Annotated in this window: 9 protein-coding genes; all 9 read left to right on the forward strand. The window is 35.1% G+C overall.

Annotated elements, in window-relative coordinates:
* Positions 1–406: condensation domain-containing protein (locus JUJ52_RS16545; protein WP_228089047.1), on the forward strand; the 406-nt coding region annotated here is incomplete at its 5' end.
* Between the two features lie 76 nt (positions 407–482).
* Positions 483–13,037 carry a non-ribosomal peptide synthetase gene (locus tag JUJ52_RS16550; RefSeq protein ID WP_228089048.1) on the forward strand — a complete coding sequence of 4,185 codons (12,555 nt, stop codon included), beginning with the start codon at positions 483–485 and terminating at the stop codon, positions 13,035–13,037.
* A gap of 334 nt (positions 13,038–13,371) precedes the next feature.
* Complete coding sequence (locus JUJ52_RS16555) at positions 13,372–14,058, forward strand: response regulator transcription factor (RefSeq protein WP_034679502.1); 687 nt, start codon at positions 13,372–13,374, stop codon at positions 14,056–14,058.
* Entirely contained in the window at positions 14,055–15,068 is a 1,014-nt protein-coding gene (locus tag JUJ52_RS16560; protein ID WP_026682509.1) for a sensor histidine kinase, read from the forward strand. Before JUJ52_RS16555 ends, JUJ52_RS16560 begins: the two co-directional genes overlap by 4 nt.
* A 28-nt stretch (positions 15,069–15,096) precedes the next feature.
* Complete coding sequence (locus JUJ52_RS16565; RefSeq protein ID WP_205388351.1) at positions 15,097–15,843, forward strand: thioesterase II family protein; 747 nt, start codon at positions 15,097–15,099, stop codon at positions 15,841–15,843.
* Positions 15,836–16,531: a 4'-phosphopantetheinyl transferase family protein gene (locus JUJ52_RS16570; protein ID WP_026682511.1), complete on the forward strand. Its 696-nt coding sequence runs from the start codon at positions 15,836–15,838 to the stop codon at positions 16,529–16,531. The genes JUJ52_RS16565 and JUJ52_RS16570 overlap by 8 nt, the downstream gene beginning before the upstream one ends.
* A gap of 228 nt (positions 16,532–16,759) precedes the next feature.
* Positions 16,760–17,524, forward strand: coding sequence for an ABC transporter ATP-binding protein (locus JUJ52_RS16575; protein WP_026682512.1), 765 nt, complete (start codon positions 16,760–16,762; stop codon positions 17,522–17,524).
* The gene (locus tag JUJ52_RS16580) at positions 17,511–19,436 is read left to right on the forward strand and encodes an ABC transporter permease (protein WP_205388352.1); all 1,926 of its coding nucleotides are present in this window, start codon (positions 17,511–17,513) and stop codon (positions 19,434–19,436) included. The genes JUJ52_RS16575 and JUJ52_RS16580 overlap by 14 nt, the downstream gene beginning before the upstream one ends.
* Positions 19,437–19,488: 52 nt before the next feature.
* Positions 19,489–22,494, forward strand: a complete 3,006-nt coding sequence (locus tag JUJ52_RS16585) for an efflux RND transporter permease subunit (protein ID WP_205388353.1) — start codon at positions 19,489–19,491, stop codon at positions 22,492–22,494.
* The last annotated feature ends 67 nt before the right edge of the window (positions 22,495–22,561 follow it).

Consider the following 22,561-nt stretch of genomic DNA (forward strand, 5'->3'; position numbering starts at 1 on the left):
ACTGATAGAGCAAGTGAATATAAAGAGAGATGTTAGTAGGAATTTTCTGTTTGACGTTGTATTTAACTTGAATAATATCGAGTATGATGACCTTGAAATAAATGTAAATAATCTAAGATTAAAACAAATAAACACTGAAAATGAATTAGCAAGGGTAGATTTAAGTCTAACTGGGTATGAAACCTCAAAGACCATTGCATTAAAGCTAGTTTATGCAACAAAACTATTTAAGAGAGAAACGATACAGAGAATCGTAGAAGATTTCCTATTCATTTTACGAGAGTATTCACAAAACATTCATACAGCTATTAAAGATGTTCAATTAATAAATAGCGAAGAAGAAGCGTATATTCTCAACGAAAAAAAAGAATTAGATAGTTTAAGAGACCTAGAGTTTGATTTTTAAAATAATGTAATAAATTTCCAGATAGAGTTAAGTGTTGTTTACCTTAGCTCTAGCATTCAGCAAATGGAGGGGTGACATGAGTAAAGAGGTTCATAACAGTCAGTTATCTGAGCTTGATCAATATTGGAAAAACTTACATATAAAAGGTACAGATAGAACTACATTAAGACACGATATGACAACAGGAGACTCGTACCAGAAACAAACGGTATCTTTACCAATTGATCATCAGCTCATGAAAAGAATGATGTCCATTACAAAAAATAATGATATGTTAACGTATGTTACTTTTTTAATGGGATTATTGATTGAACTATATAAATATACCGGGAGTGATGAAATTTTAGTCGGTGTTCCGGTTTATTACTCTAGAGAGAAAAGACCACAAAATATAAAAAATAAACTTATGCCATTCAAACGTTCTTTGAATGGTGGATATAAAATAAAAAACTTCCTTGTAGAAACGCAACGAGGATTATTGGATCACTATGATAATCAGTTTGTAAACTTGGAACAGGTATTTAGGCAGTTAGGTGTATCAGAATCGATTTCCACACTAGTTCCAATAAGCATTACTTACAATAAATTACATGCAAAAGAGGATATTCATTTTATCTGTGAATCAATTCATAATGAACTAACACTATGTATTGAAAAGGATGATCAGAATTATTTTGAGGCTAAATTGATTTATAATGCTGCTTTGTTTAAAAGGGAAACTGTTGAATCATTTGGAATGAACTATTTTCAAGTGTTATCGGATTTACTCGATAAGCTTGATATGACTATTAAAGATATAGACATGATCACAGAAAAGCAGAAAAAGCTAGTAGTAGAAGAATTTAATAATACGGAAGTTCAATTTAAAAATGCAAATTTAACACTCCCAGAGCTTTTTCAGAAACAAGTAGAACAAACACCAGAGCAGATCGCGGTAATCTTTGAAGGAAGAGAAGTGACGTTCCGAAAACTAAATAAGATGGCTAATTCATTAGCACATTCCCTAATGAAACAACAAGTAAAAAATAATCATGTTGTAGGAATTATACTAGATAGATCTATTGAGATGGTCGCTGGAATATTAGGGGTTTTAAAATCCGGTGCAGCGTACCTACCTATCGACCCAAATAATCCAAAAGATAGAATAGAATATATATTAACCGATGCTAAAGTTGACCTAGTAATTACGAAACCTTCTCTAATTACTGAAGTAGATTTTAATGGGAAGGTTATTGATGTCAGTAAAAAGCAGGTTTTTACAGAAGAGACAACTAATCCAGATGTTACTAATCTTCTAAATGATTTAGCTTATGTCATCTATACATCGGGTACGACAGGAAATCCAAAGGGGGTAATGGTTGAGCACCATAGTTTAACTCAGACAATGCTGTGGGAGAAGAAGGAATATGATTATAACCATGAGAATGTTGTTCTTCCTTTAGTAAATTATGCTTTTGATGGCTTTATCATAGCATTTTTTACGCCACTTATTGCAGGGGGACAAGTCGTATTAGTGAATAACGAAGAAATGTCGAATCCTTTCAAAATTAGTGAACTGATTAGAAGTTATAAGATAACAGATTACTTAAGTGTACCATCGATATATTTATCAGTACTAGACTTTATTTCATCGAAGGACGCTATTTATTTGAAACAAGTTACATTAGTTGGAGAAGAAATGCCTGTTAATGCGATTGACTATACCAATAAACTTCATTTTGGAATCGAAATTATAAACAGATATGGTCCATCAGAAAATACTGTAGATACAACGATTATGAGAAATGTAGAAAACAGTGAAAAAATACTCATTGGTAAACCAATTGCTAATTCGAAAGTTTATATCTTAGATAAAGACCATAAACTACTTCCTATAGGTGTGCCTGGCGAAATTTGTATTGGTGGAAGTAGGTTAGCAAGAGGTTATGTAAAAAGACCAGAATTAACGAAAGAGCGGTTTATCGATAATCCTTTTGATCCTGGGAAACGAATGTATAAAACAGGGGATATGGCAGCCTGGATGCCGGACGGTTCTATTCAATTTTTAGGTAGAGAGGATGATCAAGTAAAGGTAAGGGGAATTCGAATTGAGTTAAAAGAAATTGAACACAAGCTACTTCAACATGTACAAATTAAAGAAGCCGTTGTCCTTGTTGAAAAAAAAGATAATCAAGATCAGTATTTGTCTGCTTATATCGTAGGATTAAACATCCATGTACCTGAGATTAGGAGCTTTTTAAGAGATAAATTACCACAATATATGGTACCGACTTATATTACACCGATAGAAAAAATACCATTAACAAATAATGGGAAAATTAATCGGAATGCCCTTGCAAAACGGAGTAGTGAAGCGAACATGGAGAGTATTTATGTTGCCCCGAGAGATGGTATGGAAGCTACCTTAACTAAAATTTGGTGTGAAGTATTAGGGATTAATCAGGTAGGAATAGATGATAACTTTTTTGAGTTAGGTGGTCACTCCTTAAAAGCTAATGTTCTCATAAGTAAAATTCACCAAGAATTAAATATGGAAATAACGTTTAAAGAAGTCTTTTTGCATCCTACAATTAGAGAGATTCGACGGCTTATGGAAGATGTTAAACAGGAACAACGATATGAAATGATTCCGGTTTGTGAGGAAAGGGAATATTATGAAACATCGTCTGCTCAAAAACGAATGTATATGGTAGAACAACTTGAAAAAGGGACTGCTTATAATATGCCAATGGTGCTAGAGGTGGAAGGGCCACTTCACCTTGAAAGAGTCTGTCAGTCCTTTGAAAAATTAATTGCCAGACATGATTCTTTACGGACGCACTTTGAAGAGGTGAATGGCGAAATTGTTCAAAAAATTACCTCGCATGTCGCCTTTGAAATGGAAACGAATCGCCCGACGGGCGAAACGATAGAGGATATAGTACAGAACTTTGTCAGACCGTTTCAGTTACAGGAAGCACCGTTATTCCGAGCGAAGCTCGTAGAGACAAAGAAAAAACGATATCTATTAGTCGATATGCATCATATTATAAGTGATGGGGTATCCATTCAGCTGTTGATGACAGAATTTATGGAATTGTATCAGGGAAATGATCTGGAGCCATTACGAATTCAATATAAGGATTTTGCTCATTGGCAAAATAGACAGCTTATGTTAGACACTGTGAAACAACAAGAAGCCTATTGGCTGCATCAATTTGCTGGAGAGATTCCAGTGCTGAACCTGCCGTATGATATGAAGCGGCCACTGGTCCAAAGCTTTGAAGGGGATCGTGTCCCACTTTTCATCGATGAAGAGCTAACACACGCATTACGGAAATTGGCAAACGAAACCGGAAGTACGATGCATATGGTCTTACTTTCCGCATACTACCTACTTCTTTCGAAGTATAGTGGGCAAGAAGATATTGTTATCGGAACACCGGTAGCTGGCAGATCACATGCTGATCTACAATCGATCATTGGGATGTTTGTCAATACGCTCGCCCTTCGTAATCGTGTAGATGGGAATAAGCGTTATGTTGATTTCTTAAAAGCCGTGAAAGAAAATGTACTTCTCGCCTATGAGAATCAAAGCTATCAATTTGAAGAATTGATTGAACGATTACACATAAACCGAGATGCAAGTCGAAATCCATTATTTGATGTGATGTTTAATATGAATCCTGTTGATGACACCATAGTGTTTCCACTAGAAGATGACTTCCAGTTGAAACAAGTTCAACACGAAAGTAATATCGCTAAGTTTGACGTGACACTACATGTCACGGAGTATACTAACACCATCCAAGGTAGTTTAGAGTATAGTACTGCGTTATTTACATCTGAAACGATGGAACGAATGGCAAGGCACTACTTAGAAATTGTGAAAGGGATTTGTCAACAACGGGAAGCAAAGCTTGCCGAGCTAGACATGATGACGGAAGAAGAAAAGCAACAAATTATAATGCAATTTAATGATACGAAGACAGACTACCCACGAGAAAAAACGATGGCTGAATTATTTGAAGAACAAGTGGCGAAAAAGCCAAATGAACTAGCAGTTGGTTTTGAGAATCAATGCATGACGTATCAAGAATTAAATGAAAAAGCTAATCAGCTGGCTCGGGTCCTACGTCAAAAAGGTGTTCAAGCAGAGACGGTAGTAGGGTTGATGACAGACAATACCATCGAGATGATTATTGGAATTTTAGGCATCTTAAAATCTGGAGGAGCGTATCTTCCACTGGATAAAACTTACCCGATGAAGCGAATCGAATATATGTTGAAAGACAGTAATGCTCAGCTGGTGTTGACAGAGAATGACGCAGAGAAATTGGGCGCATTTTCTGGAGAGCGGTTGGATATAACGAATGAGAGCTTGTATGTCGGAAATACGAGCAATTTATCTATTGAACACCATCCAACAAACTTAGCATATATCATGTATTCGTCAGGGAGTACAGGAGAACCAAAGGGAATTCTAATCGAACAGCGAAATGTCGTCCGTCTCGTTAAGCATACAAGCTATATCCAATTCAATGAAGGCGATCGAATCCTCCAGACAGGATCACTCGTGTTTGATGCCTCAACATTTGAGATATGGGGAAGTCTATTAAATGGACAGAGTCTGTATTTAACGAAGAAAGAGACCATCCTTTCGGTAGAAAAATTAGAAAACGCCATCGAGAAGCATTCCATCACTTTAATGTGGCTAACGGTTACGTTGTTTAATCAACTAGCACAGGAGAAGCCAGATATGTTTCGCCATCTACGATGCCTCCTCGTTGGGGGAGACGTCCTATCTACAAAGCATATTCAACTAGTTCGTAGTCATTGTCCAAACATACAGATCATTAATGGTTATGGCCCAACCGAAAATACGACTTTTTCTACGACATTACCAATCGAAAAGGATTACGAATCGAGTATCCCGATCGGTAGACCAATTAGTAATTCCAGCGCGTATATTGTTGGGAAACATGGTGAGTTAAATCCAATCGGAGTCTACGGTGAGCTATGGCTTAGTGGGGATGGAGTTGCCAGAGGATATTTAAATAGACCAGCTCTTACCAAGGAAAAGTTCATCGAGAATCCATTTGTACGTGGTGAAAGACTATATAAGAGTGGGGACATTGCCAGATGGTTGCCGGATGGCACAATCGAATTTTTGGGTCGAGTTGATCACCAGCTTAAGATTCGTGGATTCCGAATTGAAATTGAGGAGATTGAACGGAAGCTATTACGTCACCACGCAGTGAAAGAGGCGGTTGTTTTAGTGAAAGAAAACGAGCAGCTAGACAAGTATCTTATTGCGTATCTGACCGCCCATAAATTAGAAAAAAGTAATTTAAAAGAATACTTACAAGATAGTTTGCCAGATTATATGATTCCATCCTATATAAAAGAAGTATCGACCATTCCCCTCACCGCTAATGGAAAAGTAGATCGAAGATCGCTACCAGAAGTCACGAATCAAGATCTCATTCAAGGGGAGTACAAGGCGCCAGAGAATAAAGAAGAGGAGAAGCTTGTCAAGATTTGGCAAGAAGTCTTAGGCATAAATGAAATAGGAACGGAGGATAATTTCTTTGAACTTGGTGGGAATTCACTTAAAGCTAGTTTAGTAATGAATAAAGTCCATAAGGAACTAGGAAAAGATTTACCATTAAAAATCTTTTTTGAACATGCAACGATAAGAAGTATCGCTCGCTATATAAGGAGAAGTGGGACTAAGGTATATGAACAAATTGAAAAGGTAGATATGAAAGAATACTATCAAACATCTTCAGTTCAAAAGAGAATGTACACTCTACAACAATTTGAAAAAGACAGTATCGCCTATAATATGCCTGCTGTTTATGAATTGGATGGTACCATAAACAAAGAAAGATTAAATAAGACCTTTAAAAAGCTGTTTAATCGTCATGAATCATTGCGAACATCTTTTCAAATGATTGATGGAGAAGTTGTTCAAAAAATTAATGATGACATTGCATTTAACTTGAACTTTATAAAAAAGTCTAATATATATCTAGAAACGATAATCAATGATTTGATTCAACCATTTGATCTAGAAGAAGCACCTTTATTCAGAGGAATGTTACTTGAAAATGGAGAGAAGAGCTATCTATTCATTGATTTGCACCACATTATAGCAGATGGAATATCGATGAATATTCTAATTAAAGATTTTATCCGTTTATATAATGGAAGCAATCTTTCTCCATTGCAAATTCAATATAAAGATTTTGCAGAGTGGCATAATAAGATATTAAAATCTAACGAAATAAAACAACAAGAAAACTATTGGAAAGGTCAATTCCGAGGTCATCTCCCTGTACTAAACTTACCTTATGATTTTGAAAGACCACAGGTCAAAAGCTTTGAAGGAAACCAGATCAGTTTTTCATTGGATAAGCAAAGAATGAATATCCTGAAAAAAATATCTAACCAATCGGACAGCACTTTGTTTATGGTTATTCTATCTTCCTTCTATATTTTATTAGCAAAGTATAGTGAACAAGAAGATATTATAGTTGGGACAACAACAGCTGGTAGATTGCATGCAAACCTAGAAGATGTAATGGGGATGTTTGTTAACACGATTGCCTTAAGAAATAGACCTGAGCGTGAAAAAGCTTTTAAAGATTTTTTGATGGAGGTTAAGGCAAATTCAGTAGCTGCTTTTGAAAATCAAACGTATCAATTTGAAGCATTGTTAGAATCTGAAAATATTGAAAAAGATATAAGTAGAAATCCATTATTTGATGTCATGTTTTCTATGAATAATCAAGAGACAGATGCCATAGAGAATCTAATGCTAGATGGCTTTGTTATGGAACCATTAAAGATCAACGCAGGTATCACTAAGTTTGATTTAAGTTTAGCTGTAACTGAAAGAGAAGCTGGATTAACCTGCTCATTTGAGTATTGTACAAAGTTATTTAAGCAAGAAACCATTGAAAAAATGATCAATCATTTTAAAGAGATTGTGAAGTGTATTTGTGAAAATCCTAATATGAAAATCTCAGACATGGAAATGATTAGTCCAGCAGAGAAGGAAAAAATTCTTACAGATGTAAATAATACGAAGACAAATTATCCTAAAAATAAATCCTATGTAATGTTATTGGAAAAAAAAATAACAGAGAATGCAAATGGTATTGCTGCCGTATATAAAGATAAACAAATCACTTATGGTGAGTTAAATCAAAAAGCTAATGCTTTAGCACAAGTATTAAGAAATGAAGGGATACAGGATAATTCCATTATTCCAATAATGGTTGATCGTTCAATAGAAATGCTCATAGGTATCTTGGGAATATTAAAGGCTGGTGCAGCATTTATGCCAATCGATACTAAATTTCCTAAAGAAAGAATTAATTACATGTTAGAAGATATTAAAGCAAGCCTATTTTTAACAGTGAAAGGTTCTGATATACCAACTAGTGTTAATCCAATTTATTTGGATGATGAACGTGTATATTGCAATGTGGATTTGGATTTCCAGGTTGCTTATAGTCCTGATAAATTAGCATATGTGATGTATACATCAGGTTCGACTGGTAAACCAAAGGGGGTTCAAATAACACAAAGAAGTATTGTCAATTTATGTATGTGGTTTGGTAAACAGTATGGTTTGTATCAAAATAAAAATGTATTGCAAAATACAAGCATTTCTTTTGATGTATCCGTGGAAGAAATTTTCCCAACATTGTTATACGGGGGTACGTTGTTCATCACAACAGAAAAAGAATCTCTTTCTCGAGAGCATTTTAGAGATTTCATTCGAAGAAACAAGATAAACATCGTCCAATTAGTACCTACTATGATGAGAGAATTTATTGCTGGTGGGGAGAAACTTGAAAGCATCCAAGTATTGATTTCTGGTGGAGAAGCATTACCACAAGCTTTACAAGCAGAAATCATGGATATTGGTTATAATTTATATAATTGCTATGGCCCAACGGAATATACTGTTGATGCTATTACAACGAAATGTGTGGAATCTGAGAATGTCGTTATTGGTAAACCAATAGCAAATACAAATGCTTATATTTTGGATAGAGATGGTCATTTACAACCAATCGGATTACCAGGAGAACTCTGTATAGGTGGAGATGGTTTAGCATTAGGCTATCTAAATAGACCAGAATTAACTTCTGAAAAATTTGTAGAAAATCCATTTATACAAGGGGAAAAAATTTATAAAACAGGCGATCGAGCTAAATTATTATCAGATGGAACCATTGAATTTCTTGGTAGGATCGACAATCAGGTTAAAATTAGAGGCGTTCGAGTTGAACTCGGTGAAATCGAAGAACGAATACAGGAGCATCCTGAGGTTAAGGAGGCAGTTGTTATAGCTAAGGTCAATCATCATGATCATTACTTAGTTGCTTATATCATAGGAAGCATTGCTTCTTTAGAAATAAAACAGTATTTAAAAAAGACGCTCCCTTATAATATGGTGCCAACTCATATTATGAAATTAGAGGAACTGCCCTTGACCAATAATGGAAAGGTAAATAGAAATGCTTTACCAGAACCAAATCTAGAAATGATGAGCCAGGTTGAGCGTGCTCAACCAAAAACAAAACTGCAGAAAAATTTAATGGACATATGGTCTAATGTGTTAAACAAAGAAATTTATAGTATTTATGTGAACTTTTTTGAAATAGGCGGACATTCCCTAAAAGCAATCATCGTTTCGAATGAAATTGAGAAAAACATAAATGTGGCAGTATCTATAATAGATATATTTAAGTATCCGTCAATTCAGGAATTAAGTGATTTCTTAGAAGGAAAGCAAGAAAAACGATATGAAATGATTCCGGTTTGTGAGGAAAGGGAATATTATGAAACATCGTCTGCTCAAAAACGAATGTATATGGTAGAACAACTTGAAAAAGGGACTGCTTATAATATGCCAATGGTGCTAGAGGTGGAAGGGCCACTTCACCTTGAAAGAGTCTGTCAGTCCTTTGAAAAATTAATTGCCAGACATGATTCTTTACGGACGCACTTTGAAGAGGTGAATGGCGAAATTGTTCAAAAAATTACCTCGCATGTCGCCTTTGAAATGGAAACGAATCGCCCGACGGGCGAAACGATAGAGGATATAGTACAGAACTTTGTCAGACCGTTTCAGTTACAGGAAGCACCGTTATTCCGAGCGAAGCTCGTAGAGACAAAGAAAAAACGATATCTATTAGTCGATATGCATCATATTATAAGTGATGGGGTATCCATTCAGCTGTTGATGACAGAATTTATGGAATTGTATCAGGGAAATGATCTGGAGCCATTACGAATTCAATATAAGGATTTTGCTCATTGGCAAAATAGACAGCTTATGTTAGACACTGTGAAACAACAAGAAGCCTATTGGCTGCATCAATTTGCTGGAGAGATTCCAGTGCTGAACCTGCCGTATGATATGAAGCGGCCACTGGTCCAAAGCTTTGAAGGGGATCGTGTCCCACTTTTCATCGATGAAGAGCTAACACACGCATTACGGAAATTGGCAAACGAAACCGGAAGTACGATGCATATGGTCTTACTTTCCGCATACTACCTACTTCTTTCGAAGTATAGTGGGCAAGAAGATATTGTTATCGGAACACCGGTAGCTGGCAGATCACATGCTGATCTACAATCGATCATTGGGATGTTTGTCAATACGCTCGCCCTTCGTAATCGTGTAGATGGGAATAAGCGTTATGTTGATTTCTTAAAAGCCGTGAAAGAAAATGTACTTCTCGCCTATGAGAATCAAAGCTATCAATTTGAAGAATTGATTGAACGATTACACATAAACCGAGATGCAAGTCGAAATCCATTATTTGATGTGATGTTTAATATGAATCCTGTTGATGACACCATAGTGTTTCCACTAGAAGATGACTTCCAGTTGAAACAAGTTCAACACGAAAGTAATATCGCTAAGTTTGACGTGACACTACATGTCACGGAGTATACTAACACCATCCAAGGTAGTTTAGAGTATAGTACTGCGTTATTTACATCTGAAACGATGGAACGAATGGCAAGGCACTACTTAGAAATTGTGAAAGGGATTTGTCAACAACGGGAAGCAAAGCTTGCCGAGCTAGACATGATGACGGAAGAAGAAAAGCAACAAATTATAATGCAATTTAATGATACGAAGACAGACTACCCACGAGAAAAAACGATGGCTGAATTATTTGAAGAACAAGTGGCGAAAAAGCCAAATGAACTAGCAGTTGGTTTTGAGAATCAATGCATGACGTATCAAGAATTAAATGAAAAAGCTAATCAGCTGGCTCGGGTCCTACGTCAAAAAGGTGTTCAAGCAGAGACGGTAGTAGGGTTGATGACAGACAATACCATCGAGATGATTATTGGAATTTTAGGCATCTTAAAATCTGGAGGAGCGTATCTTCCACTGGATAAAACTTACCCGATGAAGCGAATCGAATATATGTTGAAAGACAGTAATGCTCAGCTGGTGTTGACAGAGAATGACGCAGAGAAATTGGGCGCATTTTCTGGAGAGCGGTTGGATATAACGAATGAGAGCTTGTATGTCGGAAATACGAGCAATTTATCTATTGAACACCATCCAACAAACTTAGCATATATCATGTATTCGTCAGGGAGTACAGGAGAACCAAAGGGAATTCTAATCGAACAGCGAAATGTCGTCCGTCTCGTTAAGCATACAAGCTATATCCAATTCAATGAAGGCGATCGAATCCTCCAGACAGGATCACTCGTGTTTGATGCCTCAACATTTGAGATATGGGGAAGTCTATTAAATGGACAGAGTCTGTATTTAACGAAGAAAGAGACCATCCTTTCGGTAGAAAAATTAGAAAACGCCATCGAGAAGCATTCCATCACTTTAATGTGGCTAACGGTTACGTTGTTTAATCAACTAGCACAGGAGAAGCCAGATATGTTTCGCCATCTACGATGCCTCCTCGTTGGGGGAGACGTCCTATCTACAAAGCATATTCAACTAGTTCGTAGTCATTGTCCAAACATACAGATCATTAATGGTTATGGCCCAACCGAAAATACGACTTTTTCTACGACATTACCAATCGAAAAGGATTACGAATCGAGTATCCCGATCGGTAGACCAATTAGTAATTCCAGCGCGTATATTGTTGGGAAACATGGTGAGTTAAATCCAATCGGAGTCTACGGTGAGCTATGGCTTAGTGGGGATGGAGTTGCCAGAGGATATTTAAATAGACCAGCTCTTACCAAGGAAAAGTTCATCGAGAATCCATTTGTACGTGGTGAAAGACTATATAAGAGTGGGGACATTGCCAGATGGTTGCCGGATGGCACAATCGAATTTTTGGGTCGAGTTGATCACCAGCTTAAGATTCGTGGATTCCGAATTGAAATTGAGGAGATTGAACGGAAGCTATTACGTCACCACGCAGTGAAAGAGGCGGTTGTTTTAGTGAAAGAAAACGAGCAGCTAGACAAGTATCTTATTGCGTATCTGACCGCCCATAAATTAGAAAAAAGTAATTTAAAAGAATACTTACAAGATAGTTTGCCAGATTATATGATTCCATCCTATATAAAAGAAGTATCGAGCATTCCCCTCACCGCTAATGGAAAAGTAGATCGAAGATCGCTACCAGAAGTCACGAATCAAGATCTCATTCAAGGAGAGTACAAGGCGCCAGAGAATAAAGAAGAGGAGAAGCTTGTCAAGATTTGGCAAGAAGTCTTAGGCATAAATGAAATAGGAACGGAGGATAATTTCTTTGAACTTGGTGGGAATTCGATAAGCTTCGTTCAACTTTTATCTAAAATAAGAGAATATTTTAAAGCAGGCATTGGTTTGGATAGTTTGTATACAAATGCAACGATAAAATCAATGGCAAAATTAATAAGAAATGAAGAATCTTCCTTTATCGTTGGGGAAGAGGATCTTCACTTATTAAATGGTAAAAAGGATCATAACATTTTTGCCTTTCCGCCTATTGGCGGCTTCGGAATGGTATATAATGGAATGGCAAATTTAATGGATACACATTCCCTATATGCATTCGATTTCATAAATTCTGATAATAGAATTGATCAGTATATTGAATTAATTCGAATGGTGCAGCCAGAACCACCGTATCAACTATTAGGTTATTCAGCAGGTGGGAACTTAGCATTTGAAATTACTGCAGAAATGGAGCGACAAGGATTAGAAGTATCCTATATCATCCTTCTAGACAGTTATCCAATCGAGGGAGCAACACTAAATAAAGCGGATACTACTAACTTATATGACAATATTATAAAAGAAGCGAAAACAAATCCTGCCTATCAAAAGTATCTAGAAAGAGATTATTTTAAGGAAGAGATTATCAAGAAGATTAAACTTTATTCGGACTATGTTAATAATCTAATAAACCATCATATCATTGATACGACTATTCACTTCATTCAGGCTCAAAATGATGAGCATTACGTTAAAGATGAACTGTCTTTGCCAAAATGGGACGAGTTTACAAAGAAAGACGTATTAAACTATCAAGGCTATGGTAATCATGGTGATATGTTATCGGAACCATATTTAGAAAGAAATATGGAAGTAATTAACCAGATATTAACCTCTTTGCAAATGAAAGCTTTAAATACTAAATGATATTAGGAACTAGTAAAGGGCGAAAAAACAGGAATAAAGGGAAACTACAATCAGTTGGGGGGTATCCCCTACGATTGTAGTACCACAAGGGTATGACCTAAAGGACTTTGTTGAACCAATCGGCCATTTACCGGCAGTCGATCGCCACATATCCATATTGGTTTCACTTTTGAAATGGAGGTCTTACTGCCGGTTATATCGAGATAAATATATATTTCAATTTTTCTACACTATTTTAATCCATATTTTCATCTTTTTTGATTATGCTTTACAATACATATAAAAGTGTAATCGTTTAATCACCTAGTTGAGATTCTACTTAGGGAAGGTGAACATGTTGAAAGGTGTTTATAAATTATTAATCATTGAAGATGATGAAAACATGGCAAACGTATTGAAGACTCTCCTTGAAAAATGGAATTTTCATACAATGGTTTGTAATGACTTTGAAAATATTTTAAAAGTGTTTGAAAAAGAAGAGCCTCATATTATTTTAATGGACATTAATATCCCGTCTTTTGATGGATTTTACTGGTGTAAAAAGATTAGAGAGATTTCAAGTGTTCCTATAATCTTTTGTTCCTCAAGAAACAGTAATATGGATATTGTAATGGCTATCAATAATGGTGGAGACGATTATATACAAAAGCCTTTTGATAGTTATGTACTAGTTGCCAAACTGCAAGCAATTATTAGACGTACGTATGAGTATAAATCAGATTCCAATCAAATCATTGAATGTAAGCAGGTCATACTAAATTTAAGCGATACAGCGGTTTACCACCAAGATCAGAGGGTAGAGCTTACAAAAAATGAGTTTGAAATTTTAAAAACATTGATGGAGAATAAAGGAAAAGTGGTCACACGAGATCGATTAATGAAGAAGCTCTGGGATGATGATATTTATGTAAACGAAAATACCTTAACTGTTAATATTAATCGTTTACGAAGTAGATTAGAAGATATCGGTGTCGTGAATTATATAGTAACGAAAAGAGGAATGGGTTATATAATTCAATGAAGATACAAGATTATTTAAAAGCTCACAAGCTATGGGTGGTAAGTAACGTAATTGTACTTTTTATTGTTAATAGTATTTACATTAGTACTGTAGTAGAATATAGATCTTCTGATTTATTGTATATGAACGGCCTACTAATCATTATACAACTATCTTTTCTATTAATTGGATTTTGGCAACAAAAAAATAAATATAACAAAGCTATGAAAAGCTCGATGGAAGAACTAGAAAAAATGGCCATTCATGATGATGATTACATTATAAATATGCTCTATACTTTATTACAGCAACAACGATTTCAACACCAAAACAATGAAGAAGCGTTTAAAAAGAAAATCAATGAAATACAAGATTATATTACACAATGGGTTCATGACATTAAAGTTAATATAGCAGTATGTGACCTGCTACTTGATGAGACAGAAGATATAAAGGTAAGAGATTTACGAAATCAAATAGAGCAAATTAAATTTAGAGTAAATCAAACGCTATATATCACTCGAGCAAATCATTATAGTCAGGATACAGTTGCTGAAAGAATAGACGTTGGTCAAGTTCTAAGAATGGCAATAAAAGAGAATGCGCTTTTCTTGATTAATAAAGACATTACGATTAATACGGATTTACACCATATTACGGTTATTAATGATAAAAGGTGGGTTTATTACATTTTTACCCAAATATTAAATAATAGTAGTAAGTATACCCAAAAAGGGGGAACAGTACAGATTAATAGTGAAGAGGATGATCATGCATATTATATTTACATTAAAGATGATGGCATTGGTATTCCTAAAGAGGATTTGGGGAGGATTTTTGACAAAGGCTTTACTGGTAAAAATGGAAAAAACGTTACCAAATCTACTGGTATGGGACTTTACTATACAAAGAAAATATCAGAAATGCTTCAAATCGGTATAGATGTTAAGAGTGAAGAAGGAGAATATACAGCGTTTACAATTATATTTTATAAACTATCAGATTACTTCAACATAGCATCTAATGGTTAAAAGTTTAAGAAAAGGTGGGAGTTTCATAATGAAAAAGATAAAACTTTTCTGTATCCCATATGCTGGCGGGTCTGCTACTGTTTATTCGAAGTGGAAAAGATTAGTAAGTGCTAATATCGAAATCGTAGAAGTAGAATTAACAGGTAGAGGACGTAGGATAAATGAGGCTTTAATAGATAATATGGATGATATGATAGAGGATATTTATACGAGCATTAAAGATCAATTACAGGAACCTTATGCAATATTTGGTCATAGCATGGGTGGACTTATTACATACGAACTTTGTCAAAGATTAAAAAAGGAAAGCCATCAAGACCCCGTACATATTTTTATTTCCGGAAGAAAAGCACCACATATAAAGAATCCATTTTATGATTATCACGATTTACCATTTGATGAATTTGTAAAGAAAATTGTAAATTATGGTGGAATGGAACGAGAGATTTTTGAAAATAAGGAGTTGGCTGAGATTTTTGTACCTATCCTACGAGCAGATTTTAAGTTGATTGAAACGTATGAATATAGCCAATCAAATCATCGTTTAGACTATGATTTTTCTATATTTCATGGCAATAACGATCACACGATTCAATGGAATGACATAATACAATGGGATGAAATAATAAGTGGGAACAGTAAATATCATCGAATCCCTGGGGGACATTTTTTTATTAATGAGAATACAAGGCAAGTAACAGATATCGTTTGTAATGTTCTAGGAAATGAAATAAACAGCTTAACTAAAGGAATGGGGCCAACATTCAATGTGTGAAGTTTATGGTGTAAACATTGCACAAGGAATTGGTGACCAACCGTTTCAGCAATTATTAAGCATATTACCGTATGAAAAACAGAAGAGAATTAATCGATTTAAATTTGTTAAAGATGCGGAAAGAAGTCTAGTAGCAGAGTTATTAATTCGTTACCTCTTAAACATAAAGGGATTTACCAACGGTGAAATTCACTTTCAACTTAACCCATCTGGGAAACCATTTTTGCAAAATGTACCAAATATTGCATTTAATTTAAGTCATTCTGAAAACTGGGTCGTCTGTGCACTGGATAAGACCCCTGTCGGTATTGATGTTGAACATGTACAGTCTATTGATTTACAAATAGCAAATCAATTTTTTACGGATGTAGAATGCCATTATATATTTTCTAATTCTTCTGCTCAGCTGGATAGATTTTATGAAATATGGACGATGAAAGAAAGCTATATAAAAGCAAGGGGACATGGGTTATCCATTCCATTGGATTCATTTTCCATAACCGCATTAAATAATAAATTTAAGATTGAGGTCCATAATACGATAAGTAAGTATAATGTAAAACTAATGACAGTCGATCCAAAATATAAGCTTGCACTATGTTCGATGAGTAATAATACTCCTGCACCTGTTACCGTTATACCCCTGGACAACTTAATTACCAATCATTTGCAAGATAGGTTATCTTAAGGGAGAAATGATCTCCCTTATTTTAGTTTCAACCTCAAATTTCTGGTTATGCATATAGATGTCCCTCCTTTGTAGTCATTATCCTCCTTACTTTAATTTAAAATTCTAGAAAACTAACATAAATGTCACATAACTATTTAAAATGTAACCTAAATCGATAGAGAGTGATTTTATTGCGAATTATAATAAAATTAAAACGTAATTAAGTTGGGTTGGAGGTTGAAATCTTTGAAAAAAATAGTAGAACTATCCAATGTAATTAAAGAATACGGTAAATCAAGTAATTCTTTTCGGGCATTAAAAGAAGTAAGCTTCGACATTAACGAAGGAGAATTTGTTGGCATTATGGGGCCATCTGGTTCAGGTAAAACTACATTGCTTAATATTATGTCTACAATTGATAAACCTACGTATGGAAAAGTCTTACTAGATGGTAAGGATTTAAATGAATTTAAAGGAGAGAATTTAGCTGGGTTCCGAAGAGATAATATTGGTTTTGTTTTTCAATCCTTTAATTTATTAGACAATATGACGGTAAGAGATAATATCGCCTTACCACTTACTTTAAATAATGTAAGACATGAAATTATTTTACAAAAAATTGATACGTTCACGAAGCTATTAGGGATCTCCGACCAAATGGATAAATATCCTGTTGAATTATCTGGAGGTCAAAAACAAAGAGTAGCTATCTGTAGAGCTCTAATTACGGATCCAAAGGTTATTTTTGCAGATGAACCAACTGGAGCATTGGATTCTAAGTATTCATCTGATGTGTTAGAGTGCTTTAAAAATGTTAATAGTAGGTTAGGGATCACCATTATTATGGTAACACATGATTCCAATGCAGCCAGTTACTGTGATCGTGTAATGTTCTTAAAGGACGGAAAGATGCACGGTAGATTAGATAGTAATGGTAACAAACAGGAAATGTTTACAAAAGTATTAGATATGCTTGCTATCCTGGGAGGTTCGGATAATGAACTCCTTTAGAATTGCTTTTAAGCTAATGCGAAACAATTCTAATATCTATGGTCTGTATTTTTTAGTGTTAGTAGTAACAGTTGCTACTTACTATAATTTCGCGGCCATTCAGTATAATGATAAATTTGTGGAATTAACCGAAAGAGTCCAGTCTGCTGTAGTAGCTAGTTTCGCCTCTGGATTTGTCTTGATATGTACAGTTGTATTTTTTATGTGGCATGCGAACAGTTTTTTTATAAAACAGCGTCAAAAAGAAATTGGGCTTTATATGTTGATGGGAATTAGCAATGCTAGAATTGGCAGAGTATTAGCGCTAGAAGGTTTGTTTATTGGTGGATTAGCTTTTACTGTTGGCTTGATCATTGGTATCTTATTTTCCAAGCTTTTCTTTATGTTATTAAGTAAGGCAATGTTTTTAGATGTTGTATTACCATTCAATATTTCAATAGAAGCAATTATACAGTTAATATTGGTGTTTGGGGTTATCTTTATCTTACTGGGAATTAAGAATTATAGTGCTATCAAGAAGAAACAGTTAATCGATATGTTACATGCTACGAAAGAAAAACCTGCTAAGCCAAAATATAGTCTACCTAAAGGTATTCTAAGCATTTTTTTAATTGTAGCAGGCTATTTCATTGCACTTAATATTAAGCCTTGGCAATTAGACTTATTGCTTGCTGCGGTAGCGATCGTGTTTTTAGTTAGTCTAGGAACATACTTATTTTTTGGAAGTTCATTAACAGTCATTTTAAGTAACTTAATTAAGACAAAGCGTTTTATTTATAAGGATGTAAGACTAATCAGTATAAGCAGTATTTTTTTTCGGTTAAAGGAGAACTATCGAAGTTTAGCAATGACAGCAATTTTGGCAGCGGCGACCGTTACAGCATTTAGCGTTAGTATTTCATTTAATCAATTTGCAAATAGTCACGAAGTGATTGAAACACCTTATAGTTTTAGCGTTGAGAGTGAATCCCCAGATACTAATGAATTGGTTAGAGAAGCTGTTGAGTCTTCTGAACATAGCTTAAAGGGAGTTCATGATCTGCATTTTTTTATTGGAAAGGTCCATTATGATGATTCCCGTAATGAAGTGGATAAAAATAATGAAGCTATAATTACGAGCTATTCACAGATGGAGAAAACACTGGAGTATTTACAGTATAAAGGTAGAGACAATCTGTTAGATCAGATTAAGCCATCTCAAAATGAAGCGACATTTATTCTAAATCCTAATACGATTGCTTCTCCTATGAATATTCTCGGAGATAAGATGAAGATAAATAAAACTGATTTCCAGATTGCAGAATTTACCCAAGTTCCATTTATAGGTAACAATAGTAAGTATGGACGAATGAACGTGTATGTTCTCCAAGATCAAGATTATGAAAGACATGTTCAAGATTTTGAAGAACTAACGCTTACTGGAGTAGACATCACCAATCAGGAGAACAGTAGTGAGTTAATTAGTAATATCAAACAAATAATTCCTAATGGGGAGCAAATGCTTTATGAGAATCCGAAACAATATATTTGGGAGTACTATGCTTTAGGAACATTGTTTTTCTTAGGTTTAATTATTTCGATTGTATTCATGCTTGCGACATTTAGTACGATTTACTTTAAGTTTTTAAGTGATGCTTTTTCTGATAAAGAACAATATGCGATGCTTAAAAAGGTTGGCATGAGTAGAAAAGAAGTCCAGCGTTCGGTTAATTTAACGGTTGGAATTGCATTCTTAATCCCTATCATAATTGGTATTGTCCACAGTGTGGTAGCGATGAAGGTATTGGAGCAAATCATGAGTGTGAAATTTACCTTCCCGCTTTTACTAGGGGTAGGTTGGTTTGTTTTTGTCATGGCCTTCTTTTATAAAGGTATTATCAGAAGCTATACCAATATGGTCTATAAAGATTAAGCTTTTTATGGCCTAATTTCACAAAACAACATTGCAAAGGGGAGTTTTAAAGATGTCTTGGTTTACCAAATGGTCTTTTGCCAACAAAGCGGCTGTAACTCTAGTAACCTTAATTGTTCTGATATTGGGAGTCCTTAGTTACTTTAGGATGCCTATGGAATTCTTGCCAAAAGCGGAAACACCACAGATTAGAATCATCGCAATGGGGCAGGGTGTTAATTCTAAGTCGATGGAAACTGATGTCACAAGTCCGATTGAACAATCAATTGCAGCGGTAACTGGAAAGAGTGGAGTTCTTTCAACAACTGGTGATGGTTACAGTAAAATTGATGTGTTTTTTGAATATGGAACAGATATGGATCAAGCAAGACAAGATGTACAAGAACTAGTAGATTCGGTATCTTTACCTAATTACGTATCAAAACCTTCTGTAACAAAGCTGGATACGTCCTCTATTCCAATTTCCTTTGTAGCAATAACTTTTAAAGATGGTATCACAGCAGAAAATCTAGACTTTGTAAAAGAAAAACTGGAGCCAATATACAGAGATACAGAAGGAGTAGCAGAAGTACAAATACAGGGAGTTGAAGATTCCTTTGTTTCAATCCAATTAGATCGTGAAGAATTAGATGAATTACAAATACCAGTTCAAACTGTTATTGAGGCTCTACAAGGGCAGGATGGGTCATTTGCAGTAGGAGAAAATATCATTGAAGGTAATGCTAGTAATATTACAGTAGTTGGTAATATAGATAGTCTAGAAGACCTTGAGAATATTACTGTATCAAAAAATGTTCAGCTCGAAGATATTGCTATTATTCAAAAAACTAGACCAGGAGATGTTATTAATCGCTTTAATGGGGAGGATAGTATTGAATTTACCATTGTTAAAGATAGTACATCCAATGCAGTGACACTTAGTGAAGAGGTCGATAGCATAACAAAAGAAATAAGTGATAAATATGATAATTTAGAAGCTACTGTGTACCTGACTACAGCGGATATGGTCAAATCATCGGTACAATCGATGATCAAAGAAGTTCTTATTGGCGCTCTATTTGCAACAATTGTAATTATGCTATTCCTTCGGAAAATTCGTTCTACCTTTATTACGATTGTTTCAATACCATTATCACTATGTATTACATTAATTTTATTATCCCAATCAGGAATTACGTTAAATATTTTAACACTCGGTGGTGTAGCTGTAGCAGTTGGGCGTTTAGTAGATGATAGTATCGTTGTGATTGAAAACATATTTAAGAAAATGCAACAAGAAAAGTTCTCGGTAGGGATGGTAATTGATGCAACAAGGGAAGTAGGTGGAGCAATTACTGTTGCAACTTTGACAACTGTCGCTGTTTTTTTACCGATAGGGCTAGTGAATGGGAGTTTACAAGAATTTATTTTACCATTTGCCTTAACAATTACGTATTCGTTACTTGCTTCATTACTAGTTGCATTAACAGTCGTTCCGCTTATGAGTGCAGGACTATTAAAAGGTTCAAAATTAACAGAGTATAAACCACCTGTCCGATTTAGAAAGGTTGTTAACTGGTCATTGAGCCATAAGTTCATCACGTTAACGATTGCTTTATTATTATTCTTTGGTTCAATCGGTGCATATTTCGTAATGCCAAAAGGAGTAGTGGATGATTCGAGTACAGATTATATACAAGCAACATTAAAATATCCCTCTGATACTCCGCTTAAAAAGGTAACAGAAAGCACATTGAAGCTGGAGTCGAAAGTTCAGAAAATAGAAGGAGTTAAACATGTTATCACCTATTTGGGTAACTCGAGCTCTGCCGTTCAATCGGGAGTCGTTAAGTCGCCTACAGAGGCACAGGTGAGAGTGTTACTTTCAGATGAAGAAGAGGTTGATCGTATAATGGAGGAGATAGAGCAGCAACAGGATTTATTTTCGGGCGCTGATTACAGTGTAGTAGCAGCTTCTTTCCTTGGATCAACAGCAACAGATATTAATATTGATGTAACAGGTGATAATTTAGAGAATATTGAAGATGTTACAAATGAAATAGTCGAACAGATTGAAGATGTAGAGGGAATTGAGGAAGTCACAACAAACCAACAAGAGAAGAAAAGCGTTTATTCGTTTGAAGTGAATTCTGCTAAAATCAATACTGAGCAAGTGGCATCTCAACTAGGCATATTATTAAATAAAACACCAATTGGGACGATTGATCTTCAAGGTGAAAAGACTAATATTGTATTAGAACCATTGCTGAGCACTGAAACAGAAGAGGATTTAGAGGATATCTCGATATTAAGTGAAGACGGCCCTACACCTATTACCGAAGTAGCATCGTTAAAGAGTGAGCGTACAGCTACCAATCAGTATCATAAAGATGGCGAACCATTCTTACAAGTAACGGCAAAAATAGATCCAACAAAACTATCCGAAATTAATGCAGATATTCGTACTACTTTATTCGGAGATGGCGAGAAAAATGGGATTAAAATTCCCGAAGATGTTGAAGTATTTATTGGTGGAGCTAATGTCCAACAATCAGAAGACTTCAATGATCTATTCATGACGATGGGCATTTCCATTGGCTTAGTATTTTTAATCCTTGTTGTAACTTATAAAGGGATTAAAACACCAATTGCGATACTCATCACATTGCCGCTAGCATTAATTGGTTCCATTGTTGGCTTATTAATTACAGGAATTTCAGTAGATACGACCGTATTATTAGGGGCATTAATGCTCATTGGTATCGTAGTGACAAATGCAATTGTCTTATTAGATCGCGTAAAACAAAATGAGAAAACGATGAGTATAAGAGAATCCTTATTAGAAGCCTCACAACGGAGATTACGTCCGATTATCATGACAGCTATCTCCACAATCAGTGCCATGATTCCACTGTTATTTGGAACAGCAGAAACAGGAAGCCTTGTATCAAAAAGCTTAGCAGTTGTTGTTATTGGAGGATTAACTATATCTACCTTATTAACGTTAGTAGTGATTCCATGTGTTTACGAATTATTGCATACCAAAGAGAGAAAAAGATCAGTTATAGAAAAGAATTAAATATAGCTTTTTGTTAGCTAATGGAGAAAATGATATGACGATTTATGAAAGAGTATCATTTTCTCTT

It is taken from the genome of Virgibacillus sp. AGTR, assembly GCF_016919725.2.
Taxonomy (GTDB): Bacteria; Bacillota; Bacilli; order Bacillales; family Amphibacillaceae; genus Virgibacillus; species Virgibacillus salarius.

Bases quoted from the DNA above. Each gene is read 5' to 3' on its own strand.
- JUJ52_RS16550 (WP_228089048.1), top strand. From the start codon at position 483: ATGAGTAAAGAGGTTCATAACAGTCAGTTATCTGAGCTTGATCAATAT.
- JUJ52_RS16555 (WP_034679502.1), top strand. From the start codon at position 13,372: ATGTTGAAAGGTGTTTATAAATTATTAATCATTGAAGATGATGAAAAC.
- JUJ52_RS16560 (WP_026682509.1), top strand. From the start codon at position 14,055: ATGAAGATACAAGATTATTTAAAAGCTCACAAGCTATGGGTGGTAAGT.
- JUJ52_RS16565 (WP_205388351.1), top strand. From the start codon at position 15,097: ATGAAAAAGATAAAACTTTTCTGTATCCCATATGCTGGCGGGTCTGCT.
- JUJ52_RS16570 (WP_026682511.1), top strand. From the start codon at position 15,836: ATGTGTGAAGTTTATGGTGTAAACATTGCACAAGGAATTGGTGACCAA.
- JUJ52_RS16580 (WP_205388352.1), top strand. From the start codon at position 17,511: ATGAACTCCTTTAGAATTGCTTTTAAGCTAATGCGAAACAATTCTAAT.
- JUJ52_RS16585 (WP_205388353.1), top strand. From the start codon at position 19,489: ATGTCTTGGTTTACCAAATGGTCTTTTGCCAACAAAGCGGCTGTAACT.